This is a genomic window from Micromonospora sp. DT81.3 (assembly GCF_049847225.1).
Taxonomy (GTDB): Bacteria; Actinomycetota; Actinomycetes; order Actinomycetales; family Microbacteriaceae; genus Microbacterium.
This window is the reverse complement of the sequence record NZ_JBNCNY010000012.1, coordinates 31,587-43,740: the sequence shown is the minus strand read 5'-3', so window position 1 is coordinate 43,740 and position 12,154 is coordinate 31,587. Positions and strand designations below refer to the sequence as shown.

The 12,154-nt window shown below is 65.0% G+C and carries 20 protein-coding genes; 14 read left to right on the top strand and 6 right to left on the bottom strand.

Annotation, left to right across the window (positions count from 1 at the left end; translation table 11 throughout):
* The first annotated feature begins 8 nt into the window (after positions 1–8).
* Positions 9–455, top strand: coding sequence for a single-stranded DNA-binding protein (locus ACPW96_RS20285; protein WP_425885285.1), 447 nt, complete (start codon positions 9–11; stop codon positions 453–455).
* 66 nt (positions 456–521) lie between these two features.
* Here ACPW96_RS20285 and ACPW96_RS20280 read toward each other — a convergent pair whose 3' ends face one another.
* Complete coding sequence (locus ACPW96_RS20280; RefSeq protein ID WP_425885284.1) at positions 522–740, bottom strand: hypothetical protein; 219 nt, start codon at positions 738–740, stop codon at positions 522–524.
* Between the two features lie 160 nt (positions 741–900).
* Between ACPW96_RS20280 and ACPW96_RS20275 the strand changes: the two genes are divergently transcribed.
* A complete protein-coding gene (locus tag ACPW96_RS20275) occupies positions 901–1,170 on the top strand; it encodes a hypothetical protein (RefSeq protein WP_425885282.1) in 270 nt (89 codons plus the stop codon).
* Between the two features lie 101 nt (positions 1,171–1,271).
* Here the strand turns inward: ACPW96_RS20275 and ACPW96_RS20270 are convergent, their stop codons facing one another.
* Positions 1,272–4,439 carry an AAA family ATPase gene (locus ACPW96_RS20270; RefSeq protein WP_425885280.1) on the bottom strand — a complete coding sequence of 1,056 codons (3,168 nt, stop codon included), beginning with the start codon at positions 4,437–4,439 and terminating at the stop codon, positions 1,272–1,274.
* A gap of 854 nt (positions 4,440–5,293) precedes the next feature.
* Here ACPW96_RS20270 and ACPW96_RS20265 point away from each other — a divergent pair.
* The gene (locus ACPW96_RS20265) at positions 5,294–5,458 is read left to right on the top strand and encodes a hypothetical protein (protein ID WP_425885278.1); all 165 of its coding nucleotides are present in this window, start codon (positions 5,294–5,296) and stop codon (positions 5,456–5,458) included.
* A gap of 50 nt (positions 5,459–5,508) precedes the next feature.
* Here ACPW96_RS20265 and ACPW96_RS20260 read toward each other — a convergent pair whose 3' ends face one another.
* Both ACPW96_RS20260 and ACPW96_RS20255 read right to left on the bottom strand, forming a co-directional pair.
* Complete coding sequence (locus ACPW96_RS20260; RefSeq protein WP_425885277.1) at positions 5,509–5,655, bottom strand: hypothetical protein; 147 nt, start codon at positions 5,653–5,655, stop codon at positions 5,509–5,511.
* A gap of 132 nt (positions 5,656–5,787) precedes the next feature.
* Complete coding sequence (locus tag ACPW96_RS20255) at positions 5,788–6,303, bottom strand: hypothetical protein (RefSeq protein ID WP_425885275.1); 516 nt, start codon at positions 6,301–6,303, stop codon at positions 5,788–5,790.
* Positions 6,304–6,409: 106 nt separating this feature from the next.
* On the opposite strand from ACPW96_RS20255, the gene ACPW96_RS20250 reads away from it, so the two are divergent.
* From ACPW96_RS20250 to ACPW96_RS20210, 9 genes are all read left to right on the top strand, one after another.
* Positions 6,410–6,742, top strand: a complete 333-nt coding sequence (locus tag ACPW96_RS20250; protein WP_425885274.1) for a hypothetical protein — start codon at positions 6,410–6,412, stop codon at positions 6,740–6,742.
* A gap of 126 nt (positions 6,743–6,868) precedes the next feature.
* The gene (locus tag ACPW96_RS20245; RefSeq protein ID WP_425885273.1) at positions 6,869–7,054 is read left to right on the top strand and encodes a hypothetical protein; all 186 of its coding nucleotides are present in this window, start codon (positions 6,869–6,871) and stop codon (positions 7,052–7,054) included.
* Positions 7,054–7,458, top strand: a complete 405-nt coding sequence (locus ACPW96_RS20240) for a hypothetical protein (protein WP_425885271.1) — start codon at positions 7,054–7,056, stop codon at positions 7,456–7,458. The genes ACPW96_RS20245 and ACPW96_RS20240 overlap by 1 nt, the downstream gene beginning before the upstream one ends.
* A gap of 10 nt (positions 7,459–7,468) precedes the next feature.
* Positions 7,469–7,705 carry a hypothetical protein gene (locus tag ACPW96_RS20235; protein WP_425885269.1) on the top strand — a complete coding sequence of 79 codons (237 nt, stop codon included), beginning with the start codon at positions 7,469–7,471 and terminating at the stop codon, positions 7,703–7,705.
* A gap of 377 nt (positions 7,706–8,082) precedes the next feature.
* Positions 8,083–8,394 carry a hypothetical protein gene (locus ACPW96_RS20230; RefSeq protein WP_425885267.1) on the top strand — a complete coding sequence of 104 codons (312 nt, stop codon included), beginning with the start codon at positions 8,083–8,085 and terminating at the stop codon, positions 8,392–8,394.
* A 262-nt stretch (positions 8,395–8,656) separates the two neighbouring features.
* A complete protein-coding gene (locus ACPW96_RS20225; protein WP_425885265.1) occupies positions 8,657–8,839 on the top strand; it encodes a hypothetical protein in 183 nt (60 codons plus the stop codon).
* A gap of 405 nt (positions 8,840–9,244) precedes the next feature.
* A complete protein-coding gene (locus ACPW96_RS20220) occupies positions 9,245–9,415 on the top strand; it encodes a hypothetical protein (protein ID WP_425885263.1) in 171 nt (56 codons plus the stop codon).
* A gap of 497 nt (positions 9,416–9,912) precedes the next feature.
* A complete protein-coding gene (locus ACPW96_RS20215) occupies positions 9,913–10,101 on the top strand; it encodes a hypothetical protein (protein WP_425885262.1) in 189 nt (62 codons plus the stop codon).
* Positions 10,098–10,238 carry a hypothetical protein gene (locus ACPW96_RS20210; RefSeq protein WP_425885260.1) on the top strand — a complete coding sequence of 47 codons (141 nt, stop codon included), beginning with the start codon at positions 10,098–10,100 and terminating at the stop codon, positions 10,236–10,238. The genes ACPW96_RS20215 and ACPW96_RS20210 overlap by 4 nt, the downstream gene beginning before the upstream one ends.
* Before the next feature lie 24 nt (positions 10,239–10,262).
* Here ACPW96_RS20210 and ACPW96_RS20205 read toward each other — a convergent pair whose 3' ends face one another.
* Together ACPW96_RS20205 and ACPW96_RS20200 are read right to left on the bottom strand one after the other, a co-directional pair.
* Positions 10,263–10,436, bottom strand: coding sequence for a hypothetical protein (locus tag ACPW96_RS20205; RefSeq protein WP_425885259.1), 174 nt, complete (start codon positions 10,434–10,436; stop codon positions 10,263–10,265).
* 9 nt (positions 10,437–10,445) lie between these two features.
* On the bottom strand, positions 10,446–11,243 hold the full coding sequence (locus ACPW96_RS20200) for a hypothetical protein (protein WP_425885257.1): 798 nt from the start codon (positions 11,241–11,243) through the stop codon (positions 10,446–10,448).
* Between the two features lie 121 nt (positions 11,244–11,364).
* Here ACPW96_RS20200 and ACPW96_RS20195 point away from each other — a divergent pair, with 121 nt between their 5' ends.
* Both ACPW96_RS20195 and ACPW96_RS20190 read left to right on the top strand, forming a co-directional pair.
* Positions 11,365–11,643 carry a hypothetical protein gene (locus tag ACPW96_RS20195; RefSeq protein ID WP_425885255.1) on the top strand — a complete coding sequence of 93 codons (279 nt, stop codon included), beginning with the start codon at positions 11,365–11,367 and terminating at the stop codon, positions 11,641–11,643.
* Positions 11,644–11,653: 10 nt separating this feature from the next.
* A complete protein-coding gene (locus ACPW96_RS20190) occupies positions 11,654–11,821 on the top strand; it encodes a hypothetical protein (RefSeq protein ID WP_425885253.1) in 168 nt (55 codons plus the stop codon).
* Positions 11,822–12,154 lie beyond the last annotated feature (333 nt).

The following is a 12,154-nucleotide window of genomic DNA, read 5'->3' as shown; positions in this document are numbered from 1 at the left end:
GAAGAAGGATGACGACAAGAATCCCGGTCACCATCGAGGGCAACCTCACGGGTGACCCCGAGCACGGCGCCGGCGAGTCAGGCAACGAGTACGCCCGGTTCACCATCGCCGTCAACGACCGTCGCCTCAACGAAACGACGAACCGTTGGGAGGACGCAGGCACGGTCTTTCACCGCGTCGTCGTGTTCAACCAGCAGTCACGGCACATCGCCGACTCGCTCCGCAAGGGCGACTCGGTGATCGTCGCCGGCGACCTGCGGTTCGGCACCTACACCGACAAGGAGACCGGCCAGACCCGCGAGACCCGCGACATCGTCGCGGACAACGTCGGGGCTTCACTGAAGTTTGCCGGCGTCACGGTGGACCGCGCCCCAAAAGCTGAAAGGCCCGCAGCAGACGCTACGGGCCCGACAGCAGCACCGGCCTCGTACGCCGGCACCGGGGTTGTCCGCTGACCCATTGCAATAGGAGCGGTCGGGAGTCATCGTACTCCCGACCGCTCCGTCATGCGGGCCCCCGAATCAGCTGTAGGTACGGTGCACATGCCAGTCGTGTTCGCTGCGGTACACGTCGAAGACGAAGGAGGCGCCGCGCTCGTCGGTCGCCTGGAACCGCCACCCGTACAAGCCACGATGGTCCTGCAGCGGGGCGGTCCAGATCGACTCGCGGATGCGGGTTGGGGTGTCGGTGACACGCCAGCGGCGGCCTGCGTAGAACATGCGGGCAGGAATGTCGTTCACCAGCCATACCGTTAGATCATGTTCTACAGCTATGTCATTCATGAGCGACAAGTGTAGAACATAGTTTCTAGCACGCATAGAGTCTCTTGGAGGCCGGAGGAGGGAGGAGGGAGGACCGGTCATCGGGACGAGCAAACGCTACGCGCACCATGTCGACAAGATGGCGGACGACCGGATCCTGCAGCGCATCGCATCGGAGAGTCCCCTGCAGACGCTCACCCCTGATGAGCTCCAGATCGACATTCTGCCCGTCACTCGTGACCCGCAGCCCAAACCCTGCAAGGCGTGGGTGCGATTTGGCCCCCATGCCGTGCTGGTGGACGGGGTGGTCGTGGTGTGGAACGACGTCGCGTGCGGCATCCAGTTCCAGGTGGGCGCGAGGGAGCTGCGTTGCTGGGTATGGGCGAACGCTGTCATCCCTGTGGCGTGAGCCGGGTCGCGAGGCATGCTCCCTTATTCGAACGGCGCCCGCAGATGCCTATCAGGCATGAACTGCATGTCCTGTCAGATAGCGAATCGGACCCCGCCGGCCTACAGCCCGAGCGAGGGACCGGGTGGCGCGAGGCGGACCGCGGCTCCATCCGTGTACCCGGCTCGAGCAGCGTCCTCCCGAGCGTGCGAGAGCGCGGGCAGTGCCGAGCGCGTCGCCCGCTCGGCGACAGTTTCGTCGAGCGTTCGCAGGATCTGCGAGTAGTGTTCCACGCTCCGGCGGTACTCCTCCGTCCTGTCCGCAAGGAGCCCCCGCAGCACCTCGGGGCTGCTCTCCACGCCTCCGGTGGCGGACTCCGCACCCTCTCGACCGTGCTCTCGGGCGTCTTCGGTGGTCCGTCGCGCGTCGACGTCCTGCAATCCGCTGCGACTCCTGGTCATCCAGTCCCGCAACTGCTCCAGCGCTTCACGCAACGTGGCCTCGTCTCGACGATGCGACTCGATAGCGCGATCGATGTTCGCTGTGGCGCCGTGTGGTCGCCGTGACGGGTCGTTCCAAGCAGGCGCGTCCCGCTCGTCGTCGGGGCTCGGGTCGCGGGCGGCTCGACCGAGCTCGGTGCGTGCCGCACGAACGGAGTCGTCGATGCTGATCTCGGGTATGCCGCGCATCATGCTGTCCGCTACTTGGTCGCGGGCCGCGGCGGCGGTGTGTGCGATGGCGATGGCTTCGTTGCGGACCCGGCCTCTTGTCATACCGACATAGAGTCCGGACGCGTCGACGCCCGGTCCGACGATCGAGGCGTGGGTGGTCTCTCCTTGGATGCCGTGCACGGTCGATGCGTACGCCAGATGCACATGATTTCCGGCGTAGTCGAGGCTGACTCGGCGCAGGTCGGCGCTGTCACTGATGCTGGCCAGCTCGAGAGCGTCGGGGAGGATCCGTCGGATCGTCCAGAGCGCCCGGTTCTCGACGTCCGCCTGCCGATCATTCAGTCGAGTCTGGACAACGTCTCCCTCAAGGAGCCGTTGCTCATCTTGCCCGATCGCCAACCGCGTCGGCCTGATCTGACCTAGCTCGACTCGCCGCTGCTGGATCGCCTCGTTGATGGCGTCGGCTTCCTCGTTTGTGCTCGTCACCAGTGCGACGCGCTTGCGATCGTTCGCCCAGCGGAAGTACGCCTCGACCATCACGTCGCGGGCGTGCCCGGCATCTGTCACTCGATGGATCAGGTCGCGTTCGTCGAGTTCCGTGGTGACGGCGAGGGCGTGTTCTTTGGATGCCGGTTCCCGCATGCGCAGGGTCAGCGCGGCGTAGTCAGGGTCGCGGAAGCGGTGTACGGCGGTGAGTTCGACGACGGCGGTGGCGCGCCGCGTCATGCACGCCATCGCTCCGGCGTGGCCGACGGGCATCGCCTGCAGGTGGTCGCCGACCATCGCGATTCCCGCGCCGGTCTCTTCCGCGAGGGTGGCGAGCGCATTCGCCGTGTGGAGATCGACCATACCCGCCTCGTCCACGACCACGCGGTCGCCCGCAACGAGGGGGAACCGCCACGGTCCGTCGTAGACGCCGCCGGTGCGCGGGTCGATCTGTCCGCGGGCGAGACGTGTCCAGACTTCCGCACCGGCGTCATCCCTGCCCCATCTCCACCCGTGGTCCGCGAGTAGGGCGTGCAGGCTCGACGCGGTCGCCCCGATCTCGCGCCCCGCGACGGAGGCTGCCTTCTTCGTCGGTGCCACGACCACGAGGCTCCGTCCCTGGCGGGCGAGCGCGCAGCGGGCGACACGAAGCATCGTGGTCTTCCCCGCTCCGGCGGGGCCGGTCACCGACACGAGTCGGTCGGTGCCGGCGATCGCGGCTGCAGCGTCGGTCTGGCCTTCGTCGAGGGCCAAGTCGTCCGTCAGCACCTCCCCGGCGATCCGTGCGATGTCGGTGCGCTCGACGGGCTCGCCCCCATGTGTGAGAGCGGCGAACCGTGCCGCGAGCTCGACCTTCAGCGCAGCCGTCGATGCGGCCATGTACGACTTGACATGTCTTGGCCGATCCTCGCCCTCCAGGAGATCCACGGTCAGTGGGGAGGCGCGCGCCACGACCTCATCGATGACCTCCTGCAGTTCAGCTCGGTCGGCGACGACTCCGGATGCTGCGACCGCGCGCGTCGCGCCGGCCCTCACGTCAAAGACGCTGAACCGGCCGCCGCACGCGCTAGACCGGGCATCGGCATCTCCGATCGCCTTCGCCGCAAGCAACTCTCGGTCAAGATCATCCGGGCCCACCGCTCGCGCGAGCGTCGCGTGGCGTGGTCGCAGCAGGGCGGCATCCAGCGCGAGCAGCTCGTCGCGAATCAACTGCTCCCACTCCGCCTCGTTCACCGCGGTGGGCTTGTTGGGCCGATCCTTCGCCCACGCCAGCCGGTCGATCCGCTGTACAACGTCGTGGTCGGGGTCCTGTCCGGGGTGCGCTGCCCGCCACTCCACGAGCAGCTTCGCGCGGTTGGCCTCGATCTGATTGGATCGCCGCGACAACGGCTTGACAGCGTGCGCGAGCTCGGCGATCTCACCATCGGCGTTGAGGGTGTAACCGTGTCGGGCGAGCGCCTCAACCCACTCCGGATCGGTGCGCGCGGCCAGTTCCCCTTCGGCGTTGATCAGGGTGTGCAGCTTCATCGCGACCCGAGAGTCGACGTTCGACCACTTGCCGTCCTCGCCCTGCACCTTCACGTTCAGCCACAGATGACGGTGAATGTGCGGGTCCAGCGCCCGGGAGCGGCGGTGTCGAAGCTCCACGACCTCGACCTGGAGAAGCGACTCCCGGATGCGACCGCCGGCGCCGCGGCGTGCGTTCAACTCGCGCTGCCACGTCGTGATGACCCGGTCGCGCAGCCGGTCTTGGAGCGCGTCGAACTCGTCGGCCAACTCTTGGTGGATCAGCGCAGCGATGCTGTACGACTTAGGTGCGTTGATCGTCCCGTCCAAGATTAGATCCGCAGTGGGAGAGGTCAGCTCGCGACCGCGGCCCTCGTCGGTCAAGGGGTCGTGCCCGTCGACCCAACGTCGTAGCTGTTCAGCGTCGAGTGCGTCGGCGGAGATATCCCCGGCGACCGCCATGAAGCGGGTTACACATGCAGCGCCGCCGCTGTAGGCGGCGAGCGCCTCGACACCCGCTACTGTTCGCAGGTGCGAGTCACAGGTCCCCTTGAACGCGTAGGCCATCGCCTGCCGAACCCCCTGCGATTCGACACCCCGCTTCCAGCGCTCCAGGCCACCACGCACGGCACCAGAGTACGCCCCTTATGTCTAAGTTACGAGTGCTTACACACAAAGTGCCTGCGTGCATTGCTGTTGTTCTTTCTCTCTTCCTTCTCCTCAGGGTCGCGCAGCCGTCGTTCCGTGGTCACGAGGAGCTGGGTCATGGGGGGTCGTTGGGGAGTCGTGGGGAGTCGCGGGCGCGCGTACGAGGCGCGCTCATCGGGCATCCCCCCGCGCCGGTCTACTGCGACTCAGGCTCGTTGACTGAGGGACGTGAGCAGCTTGCGTACTAGAGGTTCCACAGGCGGAACGGTTGCCGACGGCCATCCGCCCGCTAGCCAAACGTCGATACTGACTCGCGCGACCGCGATCCCTGCTGGATCTTCCAGTCCCCCGCGATGAGCCGTTCTGCCGGCAAGAGCCGGAACACACACGTCGATTCCGCGCTCTGCTCGCCGCCCGGCTGAGAGGCGCTCGAGTCCCTCATCGTCCCATCAATTTCAGTGTGATCGCGGTGCTATAACTCAATCGCCGGCTCGGGGCTAAGCGCCGGGACCCCGCTGTCATCGCCGGTCAGTGAAACCAGTCACGTAATTTCCCGGGATGCCTCGAGTGTCCGGGACCAGCGACACCAGGTCCTTGTCGCTGATTATTCTGACCGATTCCACGTAGTAGTTGGGGGCAGGTGTATCCCGGAAGCCACGAGTTTCCGCGCTCAGATCGATTGGCGTGCCAACCTCGTCCGGCAGGGAGGCGACACCTTCTTCGCAGATCTGACTAACCCCGACTGCGTACGCGCGTTCGTAAGCAAGGGATGGACCGGTGGATACGTCCACAAGCTGGGCTTGCGGTGAAGAACCGGTGAGCATCGTCCATGCATGCACAACGACCTCGGTGTCGGCGCTAACCTCTCCGAGCGACACACAACATCCAAGAAGCCCGAACAGTCACCCACCTTCGAGGAGTGCCTCGCCGAGGCGTACGCGGAGTACGTCCGCTCATGGTTGGACGAGCGACTAGCCGCAGGCAGCCCGAAGCAGTGATCGCGGCTGAGCCCGGGCCCCCCGCCGAGGAAACCCGGGCTCACCCGACGCTACTTGAATAGGTCCTTCACCAGCGCGTCTGCGATGCGCTCGACTTCCTCGTCCACCGCCTTGTCGATCAACCGGTCCTGTTGCGCCTTCGACGCCCCCTCCGGGATCGTCACCTCGATCTCATACTCACGATCGCCAGTTGCCATAGTGCATCCTCCTCCGCTCGAGCCCTGTGCTCGGAAGCGCTTCACGGTACACCGACCCACCGACATCGGCCGCCTGACGCCCTCACAAGATCGCGCCCTACAGGCGGCATCCTGTGTGGCGGATCCCAGCACTCACAGCGTGATGACGAAACGGCTGATCTCCGGCTGATCCTCATGCGTGTAGACCACCGTCAGCTTCTCCGGATTCCCGCCGAACGCACGCGAGACCATGAACTGGAAGGAGTCGCCGTGCTCATAGCGCCCGTCAGGTCGGTTGCGTAGCCCGAGTCGATTCGCGGCGCCATCCGGGGTGACCTCGAATTCGGTTACCGTCAGAGTCCGCTCCGACGTATTCGTCACCCGGTATAACTGTCCGCTGACCAACGTCGGGCCGCTCCAGTCCGGTGGGGTCATCTCCGCCTTCCGCAGACGGTTCGCCTCCTCTTGGGCATCCGCCTGTCGAGTGAATGCCTCGTTCGCCTCGCCAGCCAGCCGCTCCGACTCATCACGAGCCTCACGTGACTCGTCGCGGGCCACCTGCGCGTCAAGCCTGCTATCGGTGGCTGATTTCGCCTGAACGAACGCGAACACAGCTGAAGCGATCGCCGCCAATGCGAGAACCAGATTCAACAAGACCATCGGTTCCAAAGGCCAGATCTCCCTACGCCAGCACCACAATGAGGCCCACCCTACGGGTCCGCACTGACGTACGCACACCCCGAGGAGACTCCGAGGTGCGCGCTACGATCCAGCCATGACACCATTCCCGGACCCGGGGCGCCAGACCGCCCACGTGCTCGTCGACGCCGCCTCAGTGGCCATGGAAGAAGAAGTCGACCCGGAGGCGGTGAGTCTGGCTAACCAGCGGCTGCAGGAGATCGAGGGCGCGATCGTCGTCAAGGTGGACGACCCAGGCCCCGAGGATGAGCTCGATGTCAACGTGGACCTCAGCAACCTGCTCGGCCCGAGCCTGCTCACCCTGCATTGGTTGATCAGGCGGCTGGCTGAAGCCGAGCATCGCTCAGAGGAGTCAGTGATCGGCGACCTTCGCGAGTACATCGACGGCGGAGAGGCTACATCCCTCTGAATCACCGACGTGCATACGCGCAATTTGCCAGATCAGCAGGACAATTGAGGTGTGAATAGCTCAAGCGACGCCGCACGCGACCGGCTCCCGGAGGGCATGATCGAGCGGGCACCATCATGCCTCGGGATGGACCTGTTCACCGCCGACTACATCGACCGTGAAGACGCGGAGATTCTGAGCAGCATCTGCGCCGGGTGCGACCTGATCATCCTTTGCCGCCGGTACGCCGAGCGAGAGAAGCCGCCGACGGGCTACTGGGCCGGGAAGCGCTACGGGGCGAATATCCGCCCCAAGAGCACCAAGGCAGCCTGATGCCCGCGCCGCTCGCCGCAGGACAGCGACAGGCGATCGCCGACGACATCCGCGCCGGCCTCGGCTGCAACGCCACCGCACGCGAGCACCACGTCTCCCCCAGCACCGTCTCCGGCATCGCCCGCGACGAGCAGCTGACGTTCTCGAATGACTGGATGACGATGACAGCCGTAGATTGCCTACGCGCGACGCCGAAGCCGCCCGCATGGAACGAGAAGACCAACTCCTTGAGGAACTCCTCGCCCGCGCCCAGACAGCCAGAGCACGAGACGGACGGGAAGCTAAGGCGTACCAACGCCTCAGCTACGCGCTGTACAACGTCAAGCGCCACCACGGCCGCCAACACCGCTGAACTCGAGAGCGCCGGCAAAGGTACGCGGAAAGGCCGCGAACCCCCGCCGTAGACTCCGCGTCATGGCAACCAGGTGCCCCCAGTTCCCCATCCCACACAACGAGACCGCCGAGATCAGCGGTCCCGCGTACCGCATACGTCGCGCAGCGGACGATCTATGGATCGTCGACGGGCTACCAGGAATCCAGAGCGAGGTACGCGCCCTCGGGTCGGGATACTTCCAGGTGATGCACACCAACGGCACGGCACACGAGACGATGTCCTTCCCCAGCTGGCGGGAAGCGATGCGCAACTTCTAGATGGACCGTTCGCACCTACGCGCGCATGCGTGACGCGTGAACGCGTGTAAGGCACAAGAGATCCGGGTCGACCGGGTGCCGTCTACCACCGTGTCGGGTCCGTGGCTCCGGCAGGGGCCGCTGAGCCTTCCGCCGGCCGTGCGTCGGCCCCTCGACGCGGCCCTTCACCGCGGCGCTCTCACCCTGCGGGGCTATGACCACGTTCTGCGAATGCAATGTATCGATTCAGGGCATGTACGGGCGGCGGCCTTGCGCCCCGCGGCTGTCCGGTAGCATTCTTGGAGGTAGTAAGCCCCGGATGTATCTACCGAGCCAGTAAATGACACTTAGAAGTGCGTGATGTGGCTATCTAGACTTCCCGACGATAGGGTGAACCGATGATCAGGTCAGTGAGCAACGGCGACGGCGACGTGATGGCAGAAGCGATTGGCGTTCTGTCCGAGTCCTACCTCGGCGGTGCTGAGGCCCTTCGCTCGCTACACGTGCACTTCTACGAGAGTCAGCTCCGGGCGGTCGTGTGGGTCGAGCTCCGGGAGCCCACTCTGGACGCCCAACTTGAGGCCGTGACCGCGTTCGCCGAGGTCCGCGAGTGCTATGCGGATGAGTTTGAGCTGGAGCTTCGCTTCGGCGCCCCTCAGGCCCTCGAAGCGGAGCTTGTTGCTGCCAGGGCCGTAATCGCGCACCGGTGAACGTTGCGTGAGCGCTCCGGTCGCGGCCGCCCACCTGGCGCAGTACGTAAAGCACTATCAAACGGCTGAGATGCTCCAGGCTGTAGGTGACGAGTGGGCGGCTGTCTGCTTCTTCTACGCGACGTATCGCGCAGCGCGGAGCGCGCTTTGCATGGACGACCGCCTGCAGTCGGACGCTAAGGCACGCGCGGCACATCCGAGGCTGACGGCCGGGTCTCGGCACGTCGAGTTCCACAACGGTCACCCGAGCCGCGGACCCGGAATGAACGACATCGTGCGGTATCTGTACCCCGCCATTGGTTTCAAGTACGAGTTGCTTCACACGAAGAGCAACGAAGTTCGATACGGTGACGGGCTGACCGCCGGAACGATAGCGGACACGCGCAGCCTCGCGGATGCGGTGCTCGACGAGTTCGCCCGAATGTCGCTCATCCCTCCGCGTTAGAGAAACGCCGCCCCGTTGGGTGATCGCGGGACGGCGTTTCGGCGCCGAGGACCTACGCCGTGTGGCCGATGCGGTTGCCGGTGGGTCCCGCAACCCAAGCCGTGACCCGATCCGAAGCCGAGACGGAGCGACGTGCCGCTCAGTGCGGGGACGTCGCCCTCCGGGAGGTACTGCTCCACCCAGGCCACCGTCGGCTCCGGTGTCGGCTCGGCCGTCGAGGCTCCGACCGAGCCACTGAAGGCGACGACGCCGCCGACCAGGAGGGCCACCGCGCCCGTGGCCAGTCCACCTGATGCAACGCGCTTCGTGCGAGTGTCCATCTTGTCCCCGTGATCGTATGTAACCAAGTTACATGGCGCGTGTCTGGATCGTAACCAAGTTACATAACTTAGTTACACTGGAGGCATGACACCCGACGAAGCCCGAACCGAATTGGCTGTCATCCGAGCGGCGATCGACCGCCGCGACGCCGTCGTACAGGATGCACGCGCCGCTGGCCTCACCTGGGCCGAGATCGGCACCATTCTCGGCATGACGCCTCACGGTCTCATCAAAGCCTCCCGACGACGCGAGTAAGTACCCGGGTCGTCGGATCAGCGTGCAGCTCGGTTTGAGCTGATTTGGGTCGTCAGATCCGCTACCGTCGGCCCACCTGGATGCCACGCGCGCGCGGCGGCTTCTCCAGGCGTCAGAAGCGACGACACGGCATCCGCGTCGGCGATGACGTGCCCGAGGTCCTGGAGTGCTTGCTCGCGTGTTTTCACCGCCCCGACTGTACTGGTGCGCGGGGAGGCGCTCAGCACCCTGTGGACAAGCCTGTGGACAAGCGGAAAGTGTAGGATCACAGGCGACTCCCCCCGAGAATGACCTCCTGGGGAATGAGGGTTCTCGGGGGGAACCTGAAACCACGGCCGCCCGCCGCTTCGAGTACGCGGGAGTGCTCAGCCTGGGGGTCTGGCACCGACGCGGCGGCGGGTCTGCGCTCAGGCTAGCGGTGCTCGCCCGCGCGCCACAGCCTCCGAACGGACGAACCTCGGCCCGCTGGCGGCGTACCCGCCGCCTATACTCCGCCCATGGACCCCATCAAGTACATCGCCACCTCGCTGATTGTCGGCGCACTCGGTTGCATCGTGCTCTACTTAGTAATCAAAGCCGCCGTGAAGAACGCCCTCATCGAGGACGGCGCTTTCCAGGCGAAGGTCAAGACGATGATGGCCACTCGGCGCGCCCAGCCGCGGCATCTCGATGCCGACGGCGCATGACCCCGGCGAACGGTGACCAGGTGGACGACGAGGACCTGCTAGCGCAGCCGCCTTGCCGCGAGTGCGGAACCGCGCTGCGGGACCACGCCGCCGGCTACGAGTGCCGGGAGTGCGGGCTGCTGTTCCTCCGCACCTAGGTGTGACGATGCGCGAACGGGCAATCAATCCTCGTTCGGTTGGAACCCCTTCACCCGGATGAAGCCACGGATGACGTTGTCGTGGCGCAGGTGCTCCTTTGCGTCAGCGATGTTGTCCCGAAGCTTTCCTTCAGGGTCGAGCATCTCGAGCGTTCGGAAGTACTCTTCCTGGCTCGGGGTCAGACCGTCCTTGCTCATGATCCCCTCCTACGCACCGTCAGCCTTTGGCTTCAAGATACCGCCCACCGTCGACGCTGAGGCGGCAGCGACCTCCAGTGTCGGCTTCTTATCGAGTTGAGTCCTAAACGTATGCTCTTCCGCTTTGTATGGCCTGTCAATGGCTAGAACGCCTACCATGACGCGATCCTTCCACCCATGCCAGATCGGCTCCGCAAGCACTTCAGAGTACTTTCCGACGATTGACACGAACTCCTCGTACGCGAATCCGTAGCGTGTGGCCTCGGGGATCTGGAGGAACTGATCCTCTGTGATGTCCTGCCCGGCGTAGCGGGCGGCGATCGCATGCCAATTTTTGTGTCGCGTCTTTCGACGACTCCAGGCCTCACCTACGACGCCCTTCCCGGGCGTCCACGAGACCCCAGACTGCGGAGGATATCCCGCTGGCCTGTACCGAACGATGCGCTTCAGCCGGACATGCATGTGTGGGCGACGGCGGAACCGATCCCTCCACCACGGCACGTAGACGCTTACACCGAGATCCTCGAATCGAAGCGATCTATTCTTCACGAGGCTGATCATCAAGCCCATGAGAGCCTTCTCGATTCGCTCGTTGCGTCGGCCCACCCTCGCACGTATGCCGCGGCTGATAAGGCTGCCGATGTTGTCCACGGCGATGATGGCAAGCGAGATGCTCCACACTATCGGCTCAAACGACGGCAGGAGGGTGATTACGCCGTAGTAGTCCAGCACCGCGAGCACGCCAACAGCGCCGGCAAAAAGGGCAGCACCGATCCGCAACCAGAAGACCGTCCGCGACCACCACATGGCTCCCGATCCTATTAGGGGGCGACACCGGTCCAGCTACGCATCACAGGGCGCGTCGAACGGATGTCGGTGACGTCGGCGTAGCCTTGTTCCTCTCGGCCGGAGGAAGGAACCCCGACCGATGGGATCGACGCTGGTCACCGACGAGAAGCTGCAGGTCGTCCTCGCCAACGTCGCACCGTGCACGCTGCCCAAGGACGACTATGGGCCCGAACCACTTCAGTGGCTCAAGAGCCGCGTCGCCGTATGCGCGTGGGTGTCATGGCCGCACCTCGCCGCCGAGCGCATCCCCGCCTGGGCGGTGGGGATGAACGACCGAGTATACGTCGTCGCGTGGGACATCGACCGGGGCGAGCGCAACACCGTCGTCTGGAGGAACGCGGTTACATGTCGGGGGTAGGGTGACGACCATGGCTGGCAAGTTCTCTGATCTGGACCCGAGCCTCAAACGCAGGTACGTCGTCGAAGTTGCAGATCAGTCGCGATTCGCGGTGATGGCTGCGGACGCCATCGATGCCGTTCTGAAGATCAGGCCGTTCCCTAAGAACCTCACCGCCGAGTGCCATGCCCAGGCTTAGGCGTTCCTCACTGCGGCCGCGCAACTGTCCAAGCTGTTCTGGCCGCCACGACCGCTCGGCCCGGACCCAGGTGGTGTGCGCCGGCAGTTCGGCCAGGATCGCAGCGCATGGCTGATTGACATCCTTGACCCGGACCCGATCCTCAAGGTTCGCGATGTTCGCAACGGCGTTGAGCACTTCGACTCGCGTGAATCCGCGGGCAACCTACTGTCGACTCCACTCGATTGCAATCCTCCTGCAGTTCAACCTTCACCGCTGGGTTTGAACTCTTGACCGAAGCGCCGCGCGGCGTGTTCGATTCACTTCTACAGCGGAACGATCAGATCAGCGATA